This window comes from Shewanella sp. MTB7 (assembly GCF_027571385.1).
Lineage (GTDB): Bacteria > Pseudomonadota > Gammaproteobacteria > Enterobacterales > Shewanellaceae > Shewanella.
This window is the reverse complement of the sequence record NZ_CP085636.1, coordinates 988,349-1,010,211: the sequence shown is the minus strand read 5'-3', so window position 1 is coordinate 1,010,211 and position 21,863 is coordinate 988,349. Positions and strand designations below refer to the sequence as shown.

General features: G+C 44.3%; 17 protein-coding genes. 13 read left to right on the top strand and 4 right to left on the bottom strand.

What is annotated here, in order from left to right:
- The first annotated feature begins 85 nt into the window (after positions 1-85).
- The 8 genes from HWQ47_RS04095 to HWQ47_RS04060 all read left to right on the top strand — a co-directional run bounded on the left by HWQ47_RS04095 (position 86) and on the right by HWQ47_RS04060 (position 7,118).
- Entirely contained in the window at positions 86-1,045 is a 960-nt protein-coding gene (locus tag HWQ47_RS04095) for a hypothetical protein (protein ID WP_269969916.1), read from the top strand.
- A gap of 13 nt (positions 1,046-1,058) precedes the next feature.
- Complete coding sequence (locus HWQ47_RS04090; RefSeq protein ID WP_269969915.1) at positions 1,059-1,958, top strand: DUF350 domain-containing protein; 900 nt, start codon at positions 1,059-1,061, stop codon at positions 1,956-1,958.
- A 79-nt stretch (positions 1,959-2,037) separates the two neighbouring features.
- Positions 2,038-3,768, top strand: coding sequence for a polyamine aminopropyltransferase (locus HWQ47_RS04085; protein ID WP_269969914.1), 1,731 nt, complete (start codon positions 2,038-2,040; stop codon positions 3,766-3,768).
- A gap of 121 nt (positions 3,769-3,889) precedes the next feature.
- A complete protein-coding gene (locus HWQ47_RS04080; RefSeq protein ID WP_269969913.1) occupies positions 3,890-4,303 on the top strand; it encodes a YjfI family protein in 414 nt (137 codons plus the stop codon).
- A gap of 75 nt (positions 4,304-4,378) precedes the next feature.
- Complete coding sequence (locus HWQ47_RS04075) at positions 4,379-5,065, top strand: PspA/IM30 family protein (protein WP_269969912.1); 687 nt, start codon at positions 4,379-4,381, stop codon at positions 5,063-5,065.
- A 128-nt stretch (positions 5,066-5,193) separates the two neighbouring features.
- Positions 5,194-5,847, top strand: a complete 654-nt coding sequence (locus HWQ47_RS04070) for a hypothetical protein (protein ID WP_269971658.1) — start codon at positions 5,194-5,196, stop codon at positions 5,845-5,847.
- A 79-nt stretch (positions 5,848-5,926) separates the two neighbouring features.
- Positions 5,927-6,259, top strand: a complete 333-nt coding sequence (locus HWQ47_RS04065; RefSeq protein WP_269969911.1) for a hypothetical protein — start codon at positions 5,927-5,929, stop codon at positions 6,257-6,259.
- A gap of 55 nt (positions 6,260-6,314) precedes the next feature.
- Positions 6,315-7,118 carry an ion transporter gene (locus tag HWQ47_RS04060; protein WP_269969910.1) on the top strand — a complete coding sequence of 268 codons (804 nt, stop codon included), beginning with the start codon at positions 6,315-6,317 and terminating at the stop codon, positions 7,116-7,118.
- Positions 7,119-7,148: 30 nt separating this feature from the next.
- On the opposite strand, the gene HWQ47_RS04055 is transcribed toward HWQ47_RS04060, so the two are convergent.
- Entirely contained in the window at positions 7,149-8,651 is a 1,503-nt protein-coding gene (locus tag HWQ47_RS04055; RefSeq protein WP_269969909.1) for a CYTH domain-containing protein, read from the bottom strand.
- Between the two features lie 288 nt (positions 8,652-8,939).
- On the opposite strand from HWQ47_RS04055, the gene HWQ47_RS04050 reads away from it, so the two are divergent.
- The 5 genes from HWQ47_RS04050 to HWQ47_RS04030 all read left to right on the top strand — a co-directional run bounded on the left by HWQ47_RS04050 (position 8,940) and on the right by HWQ47_RS04030 (position 15,576).
- Positions 8,940-9,620, top strand: coding sequence for a TIGR00153 family protein (locus tag HWQ47_RS04050; protein WP_269969908.1), 681 nt, complete (start codon positions 8,940-8,942; stop codon positions 9,618-9,620).
- A 24-nt stretch (positions 9,621-9,644) separates the two neighbouring features.
- Entirely contained in the window at positions 9,645-10,913 is a 1,269-nt protein-coding gene (locus HWQ47_RS04045) for an inorganic phosphate transporter (protein WP_269969907.1), read from the top strand.
- A 258-nt stretch (positions 10,914-11,171) separates the two neighbouring features.
- Complete coding sequence (locus HWQ47_RS04040; RefSeq protein ID WP_269969906.1) at positions 11,172-11,747, top strand: TIGR04211 family SH3 domain-containing protein; 576 nt, start codon at positions 11,172-11,174, stop codon at positions 11,745-11,747.
- A 308-nt stretch (positions 11,748-12,055) separates the two neighbouring features.
- Entirely contained in the window at positions 12,056-15,250 is a 3,195-nt protein-coding gene (gene putA / locus HWQ47_RS04035) for a bifunctional proline dehydrogenase/L-glutamate gamma-semialdehyde dehydrogenase PutA (protein ID WP_269971657.1), read from the top strand.
- Between the two features lie 149 nt (positions 15,251-15,399).
- The gene (locus HWQ47_RS04030; protein ID WP_269969905.1) at positions 15,400-15,576 is read left to right on the top strand and encodes a helix-turn-helix domain-containing protein; all 177 of its coding nucleotides are present in this window, start codon (positions 15,400-15,402) and stop codon (positions 15,574-15,576) included.
- Between the two features lie 118 nt (positions 15,577-15,694).
- On the opposite strand, the gene cydC is transcribed toward HWQ47_RS04030, so the two are convergent.
- The 3 genes from cydC to HWQ47_RS04015 all read right to left on the bottom strand — a co-directional run bounded on the left by cydC (position 15,695) and on the right by HWQ47_RS04015 (position 21,555).
- Positions 15,695-17,470, bottom strand: coding sequence for a heme ABC transporter ATP-binding protein/permease CydC (cydC, locus tag HWQ47_RS04025; RefSeq protein ID WP_269969904.1), 1,776 nt, complete (start codon positions 17,468-17,470; stop codon positions 15,695-15,697).
- Entirely contained in the window at positions 17,467-19,281 is a 1,815-nt protein-coding gene (gene cydD, locus HWQ47_RS04020) for a heme ABC transporter permease/ATP-binding protein CydD (RefSeq protein ID WP_269969903.1), read from the bottom strand. Before cydD ends, cydC begins: the two co-directional genes overlap by 4 nt.
- A gap of 339 nt (positions 19,282-19,620) precedes the next feature.
- Positions 19,621-21,555 (bottom strand): radical SAM protein, encoded by a 1,935-nt coding sequence (locus tag HWQ47_RS04015; RefSeq protein ID WP_269969902.1) that lies wholly within the window; start codon positions 21,553-21,555, stop codon positions 19,621-19,623.
- Positions 21,556-21,863 lie beyond the last annotated feature (308 nt).

The following is a 21,863-nucleotide window of genomic DNA, read 5'->3' as shown; positions in this document are numbered from 1 at the left end:
CTATAACTTAATTCCAAATGTATTAAGTTATGAAATAGATAGCTAAAAAATTCATTTAGCCTCTACCCTAAAAAATGGAGAAAACATGGCAGCGATGCTTATACGTGTTCTCACACTAACATTGCTACTAACCTTAGTCGGTTGTGGTGATGACAGGCCAGAACGAATTGCTCAATTTGAGCAATTAGCTGGCAAGAGAATCGACACTCTAGGACAAATGCTAGATAACGGCCAGATCCGAAACGCTACCTTGCTTAAACAGTACACCAATGTATTGCTTAAGCAGCAAACGGAACTGGCACCATTACTCAATGAGCTGGCAAAGGATGCGACCACTAAAGGGCCTATGTACATGTCCTTGGTTCGGCGCTATAAAGAGCTGAGCAATGCTCAAAATTATGTAGATTTGGATCAACAATTAGCCGAAGCTGAAAATATCTATCAAGCAGCAGATCCCAGTCTGTATAACGATATGCTATCGGATCCACTCAACGTGGTTGCCGACATGTCTAACGGCGCCTTAGGTCGAGTAAACTCAATTAGTCGAGAAGCTGCAGCACTTGCCAATGGCTCCGAAGATCTCGGTGCTGGTAGCCAACTTATCGGTAACCCGGGTTATGGCAGTTGGCAAACGGGTTCCAATGGTATGTCTTTTTGGGCTTGGTATGGCATGTATTCGATGTTTTCCAACGTGATGCGTGGCCCCATAGGTTACGATCGCTGGTCTAGCCGAAGAAATTATAGCTATTACAATGACGTCGGTCGTTCACGCTATACCTCACCTAAGCAGGCTACTTCTCAGAAACAAACCTATGAGAAGACCAAAAAACAGTTTAACTCTCAGGGTAAGAAATTCGATAGCCCTTATGCTAAAACGCGTACAGGTTCGACAAGTTTATCCCGACAAAGTACTAGCACACCTAAAGCTAGTTCAGTAGGTAACAGTAGTAAAAGTGGCAGTAAGTTCCGTTCTAATTACTCTAAGAACAGTAACTTCCGAAATTCAAACAGTCGCACTACTCGCGGTGTACGCCGAGGAAAATAGATAAGGAACGCACATGACATTATTTCAAAACTTCGGTATTACGCAAGACTTGGTCATCATATTAGCCATAGACTTAACCATAGCGATTATTCTACTGACCTTTATGCGCTATCTTCAGGGGTGGAGTATTAAAGTCGATAGCCGGGTTGAGCTTTCAGAAAGAGACAACTTTGCTTTTGGGATCAGCACGGCCGGTGCTATTGCAGGGCTTGGTATTGTCCTCACTGGCGCCATCACAGGCGAAGCAGCTGACTCCTATTTAGTCGAAGCGATTGGTATGACGGCTTATGGTTTATTCGGTCTGATGTTAATCAAACTGGGTCGATTCCTGCACGATAAAATTGCCCTTAACGAGTTCAATAAGAATGAGCTTATCCTCAAAGGCAATATTTCAGTGGCCATCGTCGACGCCAGTGCTGCTATCGCCACTGCGATAATCATTCGATCGGTATTATTGTGGGCTGAAGATCTGACACTGAACACCTTTATCGCCATCTTTAGCGCTTTTGCTATTTCTCAACTGATGTTGGTATTACTCACGCGTTTTCGCGAATTCCGTTACGCTAAACGTAATCAAAATGCCTCTATGCAAGAAGCTTTAGTTGCGGGACATAAAGCAGTTGCCATTCGTCACAGCGGCTACATGCTTGCGATGGCGCTGAGCTTTAATGCCGCTAGCCACTTCATTATCTATAATCCTGAAGCTTACCTTGCTAATTTAGTTGGTTGGTTAACCTTCTCAGTTATCATGCTAATCGCACTGACCGTACTGATTAAGATAGTCAAGAAAGTCGTACTTGCTAACATCAATTTGGCCGAAGAGGTCGAGCAACAAAATAACATAGGTGTTGCCACCGTTGAGCTTGCGTTAAGTGTTGCGATTGCCTTAATCCTCACCAGCCTAATGGCTTAACCAACGTAATATTTAACATCTTGGGCGGCTATCTAGTCGCCTTTTTTACTATCTACAAATTGCAAAACGTGAGAATTCAGTGAGCGAAGTAACCGAGCCAGCCCTAGCTGGAAACACCAAAGAGAAAAAATTAAGCTGGTTTGATGACACACTACTGCTCGGCATCATGGCCGTACTTGCGGGATGTGGGCTAATCTACGAATACCTGCTTTCCCACTATGCTGGACGCATTCTCGGAGCTTTAGAAGCCGCAATCTACACCATGATTGGCCTCATGATCGTGTCGATGGGAGTTGGTGCCTTTGCTGCACGTAAAATACGCTGCGCCTTTACCGGTTTCGCAGTACTTGAACTCAGCGTTGCCCTGTGTGGCTCGCTAGCAATCTTGATCACCGCTGCCATTATCGGCTTCGGTCAACAACTTCCCCTCATCATCGCCAGCACTTTAGGCTTGCCGCCAGATCTACTGCCTGAAGGTGGCTTTATTGGCCTCATGCAGCACCTAAGTGAATATCTACCTTATGTTTGGGGCGTGATACTTGGCTTGATGATCGGTATGGAGATCCCCCTTATTGCCCGTGTGCGCCAATCTCTGTGTGATGAGCACTTAATGCATAATGCTGGTACCATTTATGGAGCTGATTATGTCGGTGCAGGCATAGGCGCTGCTATCTGGGTCAGTTTTATGCTCGCCATTGATATTCAGCTTGCAGCAGCATTAACTGCCAGCTTTAATCTACTGGCAGGCTTTATCTTTATCTGGCGCTTCTGGGATCGTATTCGTTTCGTCAAAACCCTACTGATTGGTCATTTTCTCGCCTCAGCAATATTGCTCTTGCTAGCGTGGCATGGGCCGAGTTGGGAACAGAACTTTAATAATTTACTCTATAAAGACAATGTTATTTACGCTAAATCTACTCGCTTTCAACAACTGACTTTTACCGAACGTTTGAGAGGCACTGGTATAGCACCTGTTTACTCCCTGTATATTAATGGACGACTGCAGTTTTCCAGTGAAGATGAACACATTTATCATGCATTTCTGGTTCACCCAACCATGGAGGCTAGTGCTCGCCATGACAAGGTATTGATCATCGGTGGCGGCGATGGTTTAGGACTAAAACAAGTCCTTAAATGGGATCCTAAGGCGGTTACCTTAATCGATCTCGATAAAGATCTGCTTGAGCTTTTCACCTCTCACGATGCGGATATGCCGACACGTTTAAGCCAAACCTTACTCAAACTAAATGGTGATGCACTCAATGACCCTAGGGTCAAGGTTGTCGTTGATGACGCCTTTAACGGGGTGGATGACCTACTGCGGGAAGGTAACAAGTTCGATACTATCATTGTCGACCTCCCCGACCCGAGTCATCCAGACTTGAATAAACTTTATTCAGATCTCTTTTATAAAAAGTTAAAGGAACTCTTAAGTGCCGACGGTGCTCTAACCATACAATCAACCTCGCCATACCATGCTCCTAAGGCCTTTATATCCATAGGAAAAACCTTATCTATGGCAGGTTTCGATGTCAGCCAATATCATCATAACGTACCCAGTTTTGGTGAATGGGGTTGGAGTATAGCCACGGTATCTGGTAAAAATGCTAAAGCAAGATTGAGTAATATCGCGCAGTTATCAATAGAGGATGACTGGTTAACACCAGGACTTATTAAAGGGGCTTTCGAATTTCCAGGAAATTTCTACCAAGAGATAGACAACATCGAAGCAAATCGAATAGGCTCGATGCAACTGTACCAGTATCACCAACAAGCTTGGTCTGAAAATCAGGGAGTGACACTCTTCTGAGTTATCAACTGAGCTGATATATCTAAAACCAAGACGAATTACTTTTTTGAAAAATAGCACTTGACATATTATGTCGCAATGCTATCTTTAACTCCAGACATAATATGTCATAAGGACAAATATGAATATTCACACTATTGCCAACCATCTAAATGATCTTTGTGACAAGAGCCATACAGGCTTGCAATTTGATTGCTATCCAATCAATGGTGAAGTCGAGGTATTGCAGGTCAATATCGTTGGACGCGAAGAGATCCCTGTATTCGTATCGGTGACAGATAACCAAGTTCTCTGCATCAGTTACCTTTGGGGCGAAGATGAAGTTAATCAGGAATGTCGTGTAGAGATGCTTGAGACCATGTTAGAGCTCAACATCCCAATGCCCTTATCATCATTTGCAAAAATTGATGATAAATATGTGGTATATGGTGCACTTTCTGTTCACTCAAATATGCAGGAGATCGAACAAGAGCTTTCAGTTCTTTCCGATAACTGCCTAGAAGTCATCGATGAGATGAGTAACTTCTTAAAGTAAATTTGTTATCCACTTAATTATTAATTTGTTGGTCTTGGATCAAATCGCTGGGACAACGCAAATAGGAGCCACATAATGGGCATATTAAACAAGATTTTAACCGCTTTTCGTGGTGGTGCTACTGAAGTTGGTCAAAGCATCGTTGATGCTAACTCAACCCGTATCTTCGAACAGGAGATCCGTGATGCAGAGAATCACCTGACTAAAGCAAAACGTGAATTAACTGACGTTATGGCTAAAGAGATGCAAGCTAGCCGTGAAGTTGATCGTCTAAAACGTTCTATCAGCGAACATGAAGGTTATGCAACTCAAGCACTTGAGAAAGAGAATGAAACCTTAGCAATGGAAGTTGCTGAGAAGATATCTCAACTAGACCAAGAGCTTGCAGAGCAAGAAAGTGCAAACGTTAGCTTCTCAGCCCACGCTACTCGTCTTAAAGACCTCGTGCGTAAAACTGAACGTCAGCTAACCGATTACCAGCGTCAACTGAGCATGGTTAAGACCACTGAAAGTGTTCAAAAGGCAACGGCTAGCATCACTGACTCTTTCGCAGGTAGTAACTCTAAGCTATTAAATGCTAAAGATTCACTAGAGCGTATCAAGGCTCGTCAGCAGCAGTTTGATGACCGTTTAATCGCCTCTGAGCAGCTTGCTGATGAAAACAGTGATAAGTCGCTGCACGCTAAACTCGCAGAAGCAGGCATTGGCGAGCAAAAGTCTAATGCCAACGCTGTACTTGACCGCCTTAAAGCGCGTAAGTAACCATAGAGCCAAATGAAGACATTCAGCGTTAATCGCTCGAATAGATTCAGTAGCTAATAAGTAGCGCTTTTCTTTTTTAAGAAAAGCGCTCTTTTTGTATTAGAAGTTCAAAATAACAGGAGCCGATGATGGGATTTTTAAAGGGCCTTTTCGGTAAAAAAGAGGCGCCAAAACGTCAACTCGATCACCCTTCGCATCTCATGAAGGGCGATATGATCTCTCTCGATGACAGCTTTGCTCTACCGCCTCAACTTCGAGGCCAACAGCTAAGAGTCGAATCCGTCAACACTTATGAGTATGAACGCAACCAAAAGGCTGAATGGGTACTTAAAGGTCATGGTAATGACACCATTTTTCTTTCACTTGATGAAGATGATGAAACCTATCTTGAATTCTCCATTAAGGTCAATCGTGGTCAAGTTGAACAGATATTCGATCTCGAACAGTTTAGCGCTATTTTCGAAGAAGATGAGCAAGCCTCGCTTACCACTCAAAGCCTACCCGATGAGCTAGCCACACAATTTGAGCAATGGTTAGGTAAAGAATACCATCAAATTAATTTTGCTCAGTTTGGCTATTTCCATCGAGAGGACTACCGAAATAAGAAACCACCTCAAGATGAAAACGGTGCCAGAGGTGACGCATTTGAATCATATCTTTTACTTGATGATGAAGAAAAATTTGCCGTTAATGTTGAAGTCTATGACGGAGGGGAAACCGATGTCATGTTAACCTTATATCGCCCCTTATCCGATATTAGAGATTATTGGCCAGGGAAATAACGAGTTCAGTTCCTAGGGCCTAGGTCCTAGGTCCTAGGAACCTCAGTTTCAAGATTAGAATAATTAAAAGGTAAACGGAATGACTAAACCGAAACACCCACTACCAGAACAATGGTTACAGAATCAGAAGGCGGCAAAAGCAACCCAAGTGGCTTTCGATCTCGATGAAAAATTCCAGTATTCTATCCGTAAAGCTGCTCTAGATTCAGGCTTTAGCCCATCGGATCAGATCCGCACTATTTTAGGGCTTTCTGTCACAAAGCGACCTAAACGTCCCAGACTTACCGTCTCACTTAGTCTTGATGATTATCTGCAACTAGCCGAAAAATATAATTTATCTCCTGAAAATCAACTCGAAATTAAGAAGTATGTTTTAGATGATTTAATCCACTTCGGAGATAAAAACGAGTAGACTCTATCTAACGATATATGACTCGATAAGCTGAATAAAACAATCGGATGTTAACATGGCAGAAAGAAAAAAATGGTTCCCCCATGCAGAAGAGGAATTGACTCCTTTTCAGCTAGCTATGATGGTCCTGTCACTCCTTTCTGTCATTGTGGTGTTAATACTTAGCTTCTCAACACTCGCCCCCGAAACAGAACGCTTACTCATTGCGGTCGACTTCGGTATCTGCATCATATTTCTCAGCCACTTCTTCATCGGCTTATTCAGATCCGATAACAAAATCCATTACATCAAGCATAATTGGATAGATTTTGTCGCCAGTATCCCGGCCATCGAGCCCTTAAGATTCGCTCGATTATTTCAGATTTTGCGCGTAGTACGTCTAATTAGAACGGCACAATCCTTTATTGTTCCAATGGTTAAGCAACGAAAACAGGCCACGTTAGCCAGTTTATTGGTCGCCATGGTAACCATATTAACCTTCTCATCTGTATTGATTTTAATCGTAGAGAGTGGGGAGCCCAATGCAAATATTCAAACGGCAGAAAATGCAATCTGGTGGGCTCTGGTCACTATTTCAACGGTTGGTTATGGTGATTATTATCCAGTGACAACTTCAGGTCATGTTATCGGTGGTGTAGTGATAATTTGTGGCGTGAGTTTCTTCGGCGTCATCTCAGGTTATATGGCTTCCATTTTTATCGCCCCCGATGAAGCAGAAAAATTTGAGAGCCAAAGTAAAGAGATACGCAGTGAATTACATGAAGCGTTAACGAGAATGGAAGCCAATCAAGGCATGTTATTAAAACAGATAGATGAACTAAAAGATGATCTTAATCAGGAGCGAAACCGTTCCCGTTAAAATCCGAAAATTAATCCTCCCAAAATATTCTTAACGCCAATAGGGCTCCTTTTTTAGCGCAATGCGCCTCGAATGTTCCATGGCAAACAGCAAACTATCTTCTTTATTGGTCAGCCATTGTGAGATATCGATAGCATTTTCCTGACTTAATTCACCCAACTGCCGATAGGCGGCTAACGTTCTAATTCCGAGTATCAAATCTTGCCAAGGCAACCTAAACTGATCTCTTGATTTAGCTGGATAAAGCTCACCATAAGCCACGCCAACAAACACGCTCTCATCGAGTGCACGAGCAAAAGCTTGATAATCAGCGCTGCTTAGATCCATAGTTAACGGCATTAAGTTAACAATTCTTAACCAGGACACCTCCTGCATCTTATCCGCAAAATCTTGCAAAACAGTGTCTTTAATAATGGTTTGCTTTCCTGATTTGAATTCAAACAATAGCTCAACCAAGGCCAATTGTAAGCTGCCATAACAAAGGTCTTGCAGCATATTATCCATACGTAATGGGATGTTTAGCAAGGTTAACTGAGTTGCGACTAACTCACTTAATTGTGTATGTTGAGGAAGTTTTGCGATCAAAATACTATTTTCCTGAAGTATCTCCACACAACTTAAACTGGCTTCAACAAAATCAAGATGAGCTTCGATACCATCGAACTTTGTCACTAATGATGCATTAAGAAGATCAAACTCAGCCAAGGTACATCGCAATAAGCGGATACAGGCCCTTAAACGATAACAAAGAGTGGGCGTCTGTACATCGAGTGCAGCGCCAGACTCTAAGATCATCGCTTCCAACAATTGCCAACGCTCAAGGCCAACACTGAGCAGCGATATTAAGGTTTGCTTCAAATCCTGCTCAGGCTTAAGGGAGATAAACTCCAAAACCTCTAAGCTGAGCGGGCTTGCTTGTGCGGCTAAGCGGTAACCTCGCTGGGCTTTGCTCGCCTTACCGAGTCTAACAGGCAAAGATTCTGCCACTTGCATGCCCAACTTAATCAGCGATAAAGCTTCACCAGCTATTAATTCAAACTCCAACTCACAAATAGGCTCAGTTCGCAACTCTCCGGCTATTTCTACCGCTACCTGACCTATATCTAATGCAACCTCGATCAGGCTTTTATCCACATAAATATGCCAGGTACGTCTAGAGAAGTCGGTATTAAATAAACAGGTTAATTCAGATTGCACTGATGAAATTTCAGCCTGCTCTGGCCATATTTTTTCAGGAAAAAGCGAAAGAATTGGAATAGTTTGATCTATATCCACATTGAATTCTGGGCGAGAATGTATGCCACCAACGACGGTACCTGCTGTTTTTATGGTCTGTTCTAACTTCCCGTTACAACCTCGAACCCTTAATCCCATTTCCCAACGTCTGAGTTGAAGGTCAGCGGTATCATAATAAGCATTAGAGAGATCCTGACACCACTGCGGCTCAGAGAAGGGAAGATTATCGAGTAAGTGAATCAAGGTTTCTTGTTGTTCTAGTTGAATAAATAACTTAAGTTCTATCTCTGCGTCCATCGGACAAATGCTCACTATATTTTCTGATATCAAACACAATACCAGAGTTGAACTTGGGCGACGTCATTAAAGATTCACTAAAAATTAATTAAAACTTCATTGAATCAATTTAGTGTAATATTACTGTCACAAACTCACCGTAGGATTGCGACTTGCAGTTCAGATATAACTCTTTAGAATAAAAACAGTTAGTTTTTATTTCAAAAACACAGTTTCAATACGCGGTCGCTTGAGTTAATATGCGCCCGCTTTTTCCAACAGTGGAATAATCTAAATAGGTACACGGCAATGCCAGTAAACTCTATTTTGGGCGTGTTTGCAAAATCGCCAATCAAGCCTCTACAAGAGCATATAGATAAAGTACACCAATGCGCATCGATTCTAGTGCCATTTTTTAATGCTACCACCTCAGGTAACTGGGACAGTGCCATTGAGCTCCGACAGCAAATAAGTACAACGGAAAGAGAAGCTGACTCACTAAAACGTGAAATACGTCTCACTCTTCCGGGCGGTCTATTTATGCCTGTCGAACGAACGGACTTGCTGGAACTTCTTACCCAGCAAGATAAGATCGCTAACAAGGCAAAAGACATATCTGGCCGTATCATCGGTCGCCAGCTTCTGATCCCTGAAGCAATTCAACAACCTTTCAACGCCTACCTGCTACGCTGCCTAGATGCAGTTTCACTTGCAAAACAGGCTATTAATGAACTCGATGATCTTTTAGAAACTGGTTTCCGCGGTCGTGAAGTTGACCTGGTTGCTAAAATGATTGCTGAACTCGATAAAATCGAGGAAGATACGGATGTTCTTCAAATCAAGATCCGTCGCCAGTTGTTCGCTATCGAAAACGATATGAACCCTATAGACGTGATGTTCCTCTATAAGATAATTGAGTGGGTTGGCGATTTAGCAGATCTTGCTGAACGTGTAGGTTCCCGCTTAGAGCTGATGCTAGCTCGCGTCTAACAACAAAGTTATCAAGGTAACAACATGGTTGATGTATTAGTCACCAACGGCCCAATGCTTATTGCAATTGCGGCCGCATTTGGTTTTTTAATGGCATGGGGTATTGGCGCAAACGATGTAGCCAATGCAATGGGAACTTCAGTCGGTTCTAACGCTATTACGATTAAACAAGCGATCATCATCGCGATGATTTTTGAATTTGCTGGCGCTTATTTAGCCGGTGGGGAAGTCACCAGTACGATCCGTAATGGCATCATAGATTCTGCATATTTTGTTGATTCGCCAGAACTACTTGTATACGGCATGATATCTGCACTACTTGCAGCAGGTATTTGGCTTATTGTGGCATCAGCACTCGGCTGGCCAGTATCGACCACTCACTCCATTATCGGTGCCATTGTTGGCTTCGCTGCGGTAGGTGTGGGTACTGAAGCTGTTGAATGGAGCAAGGTTGCTGGTATCGTTGGTTCTTGGGTCGTCACACCTGCAATATCTGGCTTTATCGCCTTTTTGATATTCCAGAGCGTACAAAAACTCATATTCAACACCGATAATCCACTGGCAAACGCCAAGCGCTATGTGCCTTTCTATATGGCGCTAGCAGGCTTTATGATGTCACTAGTGACCATAACCAAAGGTCTTAAGCATGTGGGCATACACTTCAGCACAGCTGAAGCCTATGGCTTAGCTGCATTAATTGCTATTGCTGTTGGCTTTGTCGGTATGATCGCGATTAAGCGTCTTAAGATGAATCCTGGTGCTGGCCGTCAAAATCAATTTGATAATGTAGAGAAAGTCTTTGCGATCTTAATGATACTGACTGCATGTTGTATGGCATTTGCTCATGGTTCTAACGATGTAGCTAACGCAATTGGCCCTCTAGCAGCGGTAGTATCCGTGGTTGAGAGTGGTGGTAATATTGCGAGTCAGTCTCCATTAGTTTGGTGGATTCTACCTCTCGGCGCCGTTGGTATCGTGATGGGTCTTGCTCTCTTTGGTAAGCGTGTTATGCAAACCATAGGTAAGAATATTACTCATTTGACACCAAGTCGTGGTTTTGCCGCTGAACTTGCAGCAGCTTCTACTGTTGTTATTGCATCGGGAACCGGGTTACCTATCTCCACAACACAGACACTAGTAGGTGCTGTATTAGGCGTAGGAATGGCTCGTGGTATTGCAGCAATTAACATGGGAGTGGTCAGGAATATTGTTGTGTCTTGGGTTGTCACTTTACCTGCAGGAGCTGCACTTTCAATTATCTTCTTCTTTATGATTAAAGGCATTTTTAGCTAAATTTAGCCTTAGATGAAGTGTAATGAAAAAAGGGAAGCCAATTGGCTTCCCTTTTTAATGCCTAAATCACATCAATATTTCTGCAACTAAATGCCCAGTGTCATAACCCTACTTACAATTTTCAACATGATTTAAGCTTCATCCATCAACGAACAGAACTCTTGCGACTAACTATTGCTACGACTCTTGCTACTAAGTCTTGCAAAAAGCGCTGCAAATCCCTAGCATGTGGCTATATTATTTTGATGAGTATTTATAGTGATAAGAATCCTTGCTCTAGTGGGACTGATATTGCTGTCCCCAAGCCTTTTGGCTGCAGGCCAAACCCGTTATATCTCAGATGACGTTTTTCTCTTTCTTCATGGCGGTCCTGGTACACAATTTCGTATTCTAGGTAGTATTGAAGCCGGCCAAGAGATCTCTGCATTAGGTGAAACTCAAGGCGATTATACTAAAGTAATTGATCACAAGGGTCGCGAAGGCTGGATTGAGACTAAGATGATCAGCGCTCAGAAAAGCTTCCGTAAGCTATTACCAGAAGTGCAAGCCGAATTAACAAAAATCAAGGCAGAGTTGGAGCAAGTAGTTACATCAAGTGACACTAATGTACAAGATCTCCAACAGGTTAAATCACTATTAGCTCAGGCAGAAAAGTCACTTGCACAAGCCAGTCAAGAGCGTGACAGAGCCACTCACAAGCTCGCTAACATTGAAAAGAATGAACGTTTCCAAATGTGGCAAGAGGGCGGTATCATCGCTGCTATTGGGTTATTGATAGGTGTTATTTTAGTTTACCTGCCAAGACCGAGACGTAAGCAAAACAACCGCTGGTAAACAGCAAGTTCTCCTCAGTTTTCCAGAGATAAAAGCCAGCATTTCAAATGCTGGCTTTTTATTTACAAACAAAAAAACCTAGATAAACCGCGAGCTTGCGCATATCCCACTCAAGCCAAATCAAACAAGAGTCACATTATCACTCGCAACAGTGTCGCTCATCACATTTTGATCGTATAATCCCGCTCAAGGATGTAATATTGTATACAAAAACAGCAAGCATTCTATTACTCTTAATTAAATGACTCTTTTTGAAAAGAGCGATGATTAATATAATTATTCAAGCAAACTGTCCTTTAACCGGCCAGATGGAAGTGATTACTATGTTCAAAGCGAGTGAAGTTCTGGCAGGTCACTATGACTCAGCCAACCTCGATGAGCTGTTTAAAGCCATCACCAATAACTATATTGTCGATGAAGAGCAATATCTGTCTGAGCTCATCAAACTTGTTCCTGTCAGTGATGAGTCGATTGAGCGCGTGACTAACCGCGCTCACGACATGGTTAATAAGGTGCGTCAATACGATAAAAAGGGCCTAATGGTCGGTATTGATGCCTTCTTGCAACAATACAGTTTAGAGACACAAGAGGGGATCATCCTTATGTGTCTTGCTGAAGCACTGCTACGAATTCCTGATGCGGCCACCGCCGATGCCCTCATTGAAGATAAGTTATCAGGTGCCCATTGGGACACTCATATCAGTAAAAGTAACTCACTCTTAGTTAACGCGTCGACTTGGGGCTTAATGCTCACAGGTAAAATCGTCAAACTCGATAAAAATATCGATGGCACGCCAAGCAGTTTACTCAATCAACTGATCAACCGCGCAGGCGAGCCTGTTATTCGTCAGGCTATGCTCGCTGCCATGAGGATTATGGGTAAGCAGTTCGTACTCGGACGCACAGTTAAAGAAGCCCTGAAAAACAGTATCGATAAGCGCAAGTTGGGTTACACCCATAGCTACGATATGCTAGGTGAAGCAGCCCTGACCAAGAAAGATGCACAAAAATATTTCGAAGATTATTCCAGCGCTATCGCCGCTCTAGGCGACCAGGCCTATGATGAGACTCAGGCACCCCGACCAACCATCTCTATTAAGTTATCTGCACTTCATCCACGTTACGAAATGGCTAACGAGGGCAGAATTCTCACCGAGCTGCACGATACTCTTATCAAGCTTATTAAGCTGGCTCGTAGCGTTAAAGTGGGGATTTCAATCGACGCCGAAGAGATGGACAGACTTGAGCTATCACTTAAACTGTTCCAGACATTGTTTAACTCAGATGCAGCCAAAGGTTGGGGCCTACTGGGTATTGTCGTTCAGGCATACTCTAAACGCGCTCTGCCAGTTCTATGTTGGTTGACTCGTCTGGCGAAAGATCAGGGCGATGAGATCCCGGTACGTCTGGTTAAAGGAGCCTATTGGGATAGCGAACTTAAATGGGCACAAGAAAACGGTGAAGGCGGTTATCCGTTATTTACCCGTAAAGCAAGTACCGATATCTCATACCTAGCCTGCGCTCACTACTTGCTAAGCGATGCGACTCGCGGTGCTATCTATCCGCAATTTGCTAGTCACAATGCACAGACCGTTGCATTCATTACTGATATAGCTGGCGATAGAAACTACGAGTTTCAACGTTTACATGGCATGGGAGAAGAGTTATATGACACCTTACTTGCTGAAGGTGGCGTTAACACCGTGCGTATCTATGCCCCTGTTGGTCCCCATAAAGATCTACTGCCTTATTTGGTACGTCGCCTACTTGAGAACGGGGCAAACACCTCATTTGTTCATAAGCTCGTGGATCCTAAGACACCAATTGAATCACTTGTGATCCATCCACTGGTGACCATAAAGAAATACAAGAGCCTGGCTAACAGTAAAATCGTACTGCCTGTCGATATATTCGGTGACGAACGTAAAAACTCCAAAGGCCTCAACATGAATATCATCTCTGAATCTACGCCATTTTTTGCCGCACTAGAAAAGTTTAAAGACACCACTTGGAATGCAGGCCCACTGGTTAATGGCGAACTGTTAAGTGGCGAAACCAATGAGGTCGTTAGTCCATTCGACACCACCAAAGTTGTGGGTCAGCTGGCTTTCGCTAACAATCAAGCCATAGAGCAGGCAATTTCAAGCGCACAGTCCGCATTTAACAGCTGGTGTAATACACCTGTTGAAATCCGTGCCAATGCACTGCAGAAATTAGCCGATCTCCTTGAAGAGAACTGTGAAGAACTTATCGTACTGTGTACACGCGAAGCGGGTAAGAGCATTCAAGATGGGATTGATGAAGTCCGTGAAGCCGTGGATTTCTGCCGCTACTATGCTGTTCAAGCTAAGAAGATGATGGCACAGCCTGAACTACTTCCAGGTCCGACGGGTGAGCTGAACGAGCTGTTTCTGCAAGGCCGCGGCATCTTTGTCTGTATCAGTCCATGGAACTTCCCACTCGCTATCTTTATCGGTCAAGTCGCGGCAGCCCTAGCAGCAGGTAATACTGTGGTTGCAAAACCTGCCGAGCAAACCTCAATAGTCGGTTTCCGCGCAGTTCAGCTTGCTCACGAAGCAGGGATTCCCAAAGAGGTGCTGCAATTCCTACCGGGGACAGGTGCTACGGTTGGCGCAGCCATTACCTCAGATGAACGTATCAGCGGCGTCTGTTTCACCGGTTCGACTGGCACAGCTAAGCTCATCAACCGCACACTGGCAAATCGTGAAGGCGCCATTATTCCACTTATCGCCGAGACTGGTGGTCAAAATGCCATGGTGGTAGATTCGACTTCGCAACCTGAGCAAGTGGTTAATGATGTGATCTCCTCATCCTTCACGAGTGCAGGTCAGCGTTGTTCGGCCCTACGGGTTCTTTTCCTTCAAGAAGATATTGCCGAGCGCGTTCTCGATGTACTGCAAGGAGCAATGGAAGAACTCATTATCGGTGATCCTAGCTTTATCAAAACAGACGTAGGACCTGTCATTGATGCAGCTGCTCAAGCTAACCTTAATGCCCATATAGATCATATCAAGCAAGTCGGTACACTCCTTAAGCAGCTCTCGCTTCCTGCAGGTACTGAAAATGGTTACTTCGTTGCACCGACAGCGATAGAGATTGATTCAATCAAGGTACTTGAGAAAGAGCATTTTGGTCCAATCTTACACATTATTCGTTATAAGGCAGCCAATCTAAACAAGGTGATCGATGAGATCAACTCAACAGGATTCGGCCTAACCTTAGGCATACACAGTCGTAATGAAGGTCACGCTCTGCAAATTGCTAGCAAGGTCAATGTTGGCAATGTCTACATCAATCGTAACCAAATTGGTGCAGTGGTTGGCGTACAACCATTTGGCGGACAAGGCTTATCAGGCACTGGACCTAAAGCCGGTGGCCCACACTATCTGACTCGCTTTGTGACAGAGAAGACACGTACTAACAACATCACAGCTATCGGTGGCAATGCGACCCTTCTTTCACTGGGTGACAGCGATGACTAATACCAATTCAATTAAATAAGTGATCAATTCAGAATCAAAAACTAGGCCTCTGCGCCTAGTTTTTATTTGTCTTCATAAAACTCACAATGACTATACTTGAACTATCTTTAAGTTCTGCGACTAATCTGTGAGTTTTAAAGGAGAGAAAAATGAGTGATGATATTTTGGGGCTAGACGAGGTTTGTGAGATCTTGGGTAAGCCTGAAGCCACCATCAAACGCTATGCAAGAGAAAGCCTGTTGACCAACATAGGTGATGAGAATAATTTTCGCTTTAATAAAGAGGAAGTTATGCGCTATCTTGATTTCGCGAAACGACTTGGTTGATCATGATGAAATTGTTATGAGGGAGGAAAGCTCTTCCCCCCTTAAACTCACGACCGATATCTAGAACTATCCAATCCAACTCTCATCGATAACACTTTTAAGCTATTAGCCCGAGCGATTAAACCAGCTGCCTATATAAGCTTGCATAATATTGATTACTCTTGATTAAACTTGCGTGATCACCGGACGCAACAATGCTTCCCTCTTCCATAAGATGGATGCAGTCCATCTGTTCCATCGCCGTTAATCTGTGACTAATCATTAACACCGTTTTGTTTTTTGCAAACTCAAATAACAGAGTTAAAATTTCGCGCTCGGTACGCTTATCAAGTCCTTCAGTCGGTTCATCAAGTAACAAGATTGGAGCATCACGGAGCAAGGCCCTTGCCACACCAATTCGACGTTGCTCACCACCGGATAACTGCCTTCCACCCTCGCCAATCCAGACATCCAACGGGGCCTCTCCCTGAGTTAACGTTGTTAGACCAACCTTATTGAGCACATCAATTAAGATCGTGTCATTCACCGCTTGTGCCTCTCGCCTCAAGGCTTTTGTGGATTGTGGCTCTATTTCGGGTTGTGCCAATATTAAATTGCTACGTAAAGTGCCACTAAACAGATAAATACGTTGGCTCACTAAAGTGATCCCTTGCCTAAGTGATGTTTCGTTATAGGTATTTAATTGGTTGCCATCGATAAAGATCTCACCGACTTGCGGCTCCCATTCACGGGTCAGTAAAGAGAGCAAACTCGACTTACCACACCCCGTCTGTCCAAGTAACGCCACCTTTGCGCCCGCTTTTATGGACAGATTCAAGCGGTTCAATACCGAGTGCTCGCCGTCATAACTAAAAGAGAGGTTATCGACCCTAAGATCACCGTGATTAATCTTAAATGTGCTGTCTGCGGTGAAGACGATGCTCGGCTGCTGATCCACGAGTTCATTGACTCGAGTCGCTGCCATCACACAGGACGAAAGGTGCTGAAATGCCCCAGCAATCGGCATCAACATCTCAATGCAAGCCATGGTCATAAACACCATAGTGGCGAGTATAGGCCCTGGCGGAACATGCTCACCGACTCCTGATGCCGCCACGTAAAACACCAGTATCACAGCGCCGCCATGACACAAGACCAACATTGCCTGACTCAAGGCAGTGACATTGGCCATGGTTGATTGACTCGCAAACAGAGCCTGCTCAGTCGTCTTCAGTTGAGCTCTAAACCTAGCCGTTGCTCCGAACAGACTGATCTCGGCTTGTCCTTGTACAAACTCAAGTAACTGCACCCGTAGTTGGCGCTTGTTTTCGAGTATCCCGACACCTGGTCTTTTGCCCATATAATAGAAAACCAGCGGCAATAACAGCCAAACAGCAAGCAAACTACCACAGAGTAACAACGCGAGGTCTGCATCAAACCAAGCCACAAAGAAATACAGAGCACCAAGCATAATTAGCGACGCTGTCATCGGCGTCAGTAATCTAAGATAGAGGTGATCTAAGGTGTCGATATCGGCAACCAATCTGTTTAGCAGATCACCTTGTCTTAAGCCTTGTAAGTTTTTGGCGCTCAATGGCAATAGCTTTCGCCAAGCCCACGTTCTAAGTTGAGTCAATAACTTAAATGTCGCCTCATGGGTTGCTAAGCGTTCACCATATCGGCTAGCCGTGCGGGCAATAGAGAGAAAGCGAACCCCTCCAGCCGGAGTGAAATAGTTAAACATCTGTGCCGTCGTTACAGATAATCCTGCTACTGCCGCCGCAGAAAGAAACCAACCGGAGAGCGATAGTAAGCCTATGCCAGCCATCAAGGTCACCACGCTTAGCAGCAAGCCAGTAAACATCATCAGCCATTGGTGTTTAAACAGTCTTATAAAGGGTAATAGCACCTTCATGATATCACCTCATCCAGACAGGTAACATAATCAACCGCCTCTTGCTGCATTTGTTTAAACAAGCCTTGCCCACAATTTAACTGCTCAAAACTGCCTTGTTCCGCAATAGTACCGTTATCGAGCACCAAGATATTATCCATTTGATGCAGCTGATCTAGCCTGTGAGTGACCATCAAGCAGCTTGCCTTTGCCATCGCCTCTTTGAGCGCTTGCTGCACAGCTTGTTCACTGTGACTATCTAGACTCGCAGTGGGTTCATCGAGCAAAAACAGTTGAGCGTTTTGACCTAATGCACGTGCCAAAGCAATACGCTGAGCCTGCCCGACAGAAAGAGTTGAGGCTTGCTCACCCACTTTATAATCTAATCCTTTGCGCTGTTGTTCAACAAAATCCAGCACTTTGGCCTGTGCCAGATATTGTCTCACCAGCTCATCACTCATCAATGGATCCGCCATCGCCACATTGTCACGAATGGTGCCATGAAACAGTTGAGGTTCCTGACCCAACCAGGCTAAATGTCTGCGCCAAATGACCTTGTCTAATTGACCCAGCTCTATACCGTTAACTTTCAACGAACCTTTATAGGGTAAAAAGCCTAGCAAGGCATTAAGTAAACTGGTTTTACCCGCACCACTTGGGCCAACAATCGCTAAGTGTTCTCCCGCTTTAAGGGTAAAACTTATCGGACCGAGTAATGACACACCATCTAAGCTAGTGACACTCAGTTCTTTCGCCTCAATGGCCAAGCCTAAAGACACATCCCCAAGGGCTGCTTCACCAAACTTGGCTCCTTCTTGCGTTATATCACCGTTATCGAGCTTATAATTGAGTAATGCCATTAACTCTTCAGCCGCACCGATTGCTTGAGCTTTCGCATGATAATGTGTCCCCATATCACGCAAAGGCTGATAAAACTCAGGGGCCAAAATCAACACAAACAAACCGATAAACAGAGTCAACTCTGCGCCATAGTGGCCAAAATTCAGATGGTCCAAATAACTAAAACCAAAATAGACCGCCAATACTGCAATCGAAACAGCAGCGAAAAATTCAAGCACGGCTGAACTTAAAAAAGCCATCCGCAACACCGACATGGTTCGCTCTCTGAACTCTTCTGAAGCCGACTCGATCTCTTTAGCTTCAGCGTTTCCTCGGTTAAATAGTTTCAGGGTACTTAGACCTTTTAGCCTATCCATAAAGTGACCACTGAGTTTAGCCAAGGCACTGAAATTTTTGCGATTGGCATCGGCAGCGCCCATGCCAACCAGTACCATAAACATAGGGATAAGAGGTGCAGTAGCAAGCAAGATGACCCCTGCCGCCCAGTTAATCGGAAACACCACCACTAAAATGGTTAACGGAATAAAGCCCGCCAGTAAAACCTGAGGCAGATAGCGAGCATAGAAGTCATGCAGATCTTCCACCTGCTCTAAAACGATACTCGCCCAGCTACCAACTGGCTTACCTTTAACAAAAGCAGGTCCTAGCTCGTTGAGCTTATCAAGCACGAGCGACCGAATATGGCACCTCAGACGCTTACCCGCTTCGAAGCTAGCTCGTTCTCTAGCAAAAGCGAGTAAGGCGCGCACAGCAATCAAACCTAAAAGAGCAAAAAACTCTTGGGTAAACTGCGACCTTGGAAGCTCGAGCATAATCACACCATTTAAAATAGTCGCGATAAAGTAGGCTTGAACAACCAGTGCTAGACCCGTCAATAGGCCAAACAATACGGTCAAATTAAGGTAGAAGCCACAAGCGCCCTTCTGCTGCTTTAGCCAAGACGTCTGTACTTTCTCTAGGGATTTTTCCATGCAGTTCCTGCAAGAATAAAGAGATATTTCTCCACAATAAGTGATGAAGCAGCTCTAAAACAATGTGAATAAAGCAAGTATCGCAGGCATAGCTTCAGGAATAAACTTGCATGCTTGTAAATGTTAAGAGATTCACAAAAATTGAGCTAGATCAATAAAAATCCCCGAGGTAAACCTCGGATGATTTTTATAATCATAGCTTCGCTATATTCACTGGAGTCAAAACATACAATCATATTATCGATGAAAAGCTTGAGCCAAAGCTTGGTTCAGATGTTATTTCTGTTTTCGAAAGTGACACAGGCTTATTTTCACAACTAAATTTTACTCTGACTCTTATCATTCTTCATTACTGGCGATGAAATTGTTAATCGCTTTTGATATCAGATCCTTTTTCATTCCTGTACGTACAACAGGCTGTTCAAACCAGAAGCTCATCGGCTGATCGAAGCCAATACCGTGCATATAGTTGTAGATCGCCTTACGAAGCCCAACCCCAAGCATTTCATGATCCGTGCCAGTTGGATCGGTGAAGTCCACATCGTTTTCAGCGAATAAGATCTCAGGCCGTTCAGCAAGCGTAATGCCAAACTTCTCAGGGTTCAAGCCAATCGGGCTGTGAATTGTGGCCACAAAACGGTGCCAGTAGGCGGACTGGAAACAAGCTTGCTCCATCATCTGACGCACCATCTCCAGAGAGTCGATAGTTTCTTGTTCTGTTTGTGTTGGAAAACCATACATCAAATAGGCATGAACCAATATACCGGCTTCACTGAAGGCTTTAGTGACCAGAGCGACTCGCTCAACACTCACGCCTTTTTTCATCAGTTTCAGTAGACGATCTGACGCCACCTCAAGACCGCCGCTAACAGCGATACAGCCAGAATCGGCTAGCAACTGGCAACGCGCTTGGCTAAACGTCCTCTCAAAACGAATATTGCCCCACCAGCTGATCACAACGCCGCGTTCAATGAGTCGTTTTGCTAGCGTAAACAAAAGCTTTGGTGGCAGGGCCTCATCGACGAAATGGAAACCTGTTTCTCCAGTTTCTTCGATAAGTTGCTCGATCCTATCCACCAGAACATCGGCGCCAGCGGCGTCAAAGCGGTCGATATAGTCCAGACTGACATCGCAAAAGCTGCATTTACGCCAATAACAGCCATGAGCTATGGTCAGTTTATTCCAGCGGCCATCACTCCAAATACGATGCATTGGATTGAGCATTTCACACAAAGACAGATAGTCGCCTAATGGCAGACCATCGTATACCGGTGCGCCGACATCGGCTTGCGGGATATCGTGAAGCGCTGTATTTTCATTGAAGTGTACATAGGGTTGGCCATTTTCATCCTCTGCGAGGAAATAGGTTCGCACCAGCTCGCCTATTTCACGCTTCCCTTCAAAATATTCCAGCAGTGTTATAAAAGGTCGTTCACCGTCATCCAGACAGATAAAATCAATAAACTCGAACACTCGTGGATCTTTCAACGCACGCAGCTCGGTATTGATAAAACCACCACCGATCACGATGGGGATCTCAGGATTGATGGCTTTGCAGGTTTGCGCAATACGCAGGGCGCCGAGCATGTTACCAGGGAAAGGCACGGTTAACGCGACGACGCTAGGCTGAGTTTCTTCCAGATACTGCTCGACCAATTGTTCTAAAATTTCTGAGCTGAAACTGGGTTCGCCCATCAAGGTGTCGTAGAGATTGTCAAAACTTGGATTGGCGGCCGCTAATTTCTCGCCATAACGGCTCACTTCAAAGTAAGGATCAACCCCCTGAGTAATGACATTCGACAGATCATTAATAAACAGGGTTGCTAGATATTTGGCTTTATCTTGTACACCGAGATTACCAAAGGCTGCTTGCAACACATCGCCGGATACCGCTTCCATCTGAGCAATAGCATCAAACGCTGGGCCTTCTGGTAAAAAACGACGGGAATTAATACGCAATGCAAGGCTTGGATCTTTGCCCTGCAAAAAGCGAATAGCGCTCTCAACGGTTAGGTGGTAACGGTCAAACTCAGCCAGAAAATTAAAGATCACATCAGGCAGTTCATCGTCTTCAAAGTGCTCGAAATTTGCTTCCACATGCTGACGAATAATCTCCAGCGCAGGCGCTGTCATCATCTCTAAGAAAAGCTCAATAGCAGGATCTCGCTGAACCGCATCTACGCCTCGAGAGCGTAAAAAACCCGTTAAATACGCTGTTGCTGGATACGGCGTATTCAGCTGGGTCATAGGTGGAGTCATTAGAAGAACGGTCATAGCCTGCCTTTAAATAGTAAAACCTAGGTGCTTTGTAAGAAATACTCTGTACGAAACAGTCAATATAAACAAAGTGTGGCAGCAAGCCCCTACCTCGGGATTGTTGCCATAAAATAAGATGGGATTCTAACAAATGAACGATAGCCGTACTACTTCAAAGTGCTGATGAGCACACTGAAATCACGTGTATTGAGGTCGAACTTTATCTCATCAGTTGGAAATAGCAGAAACCAGTGTTTATAAAGTATTATTGAGCTTTTGTGATATATAGCAGAGATCACGCTGTTCAGTTCACGAGTTACTATTAA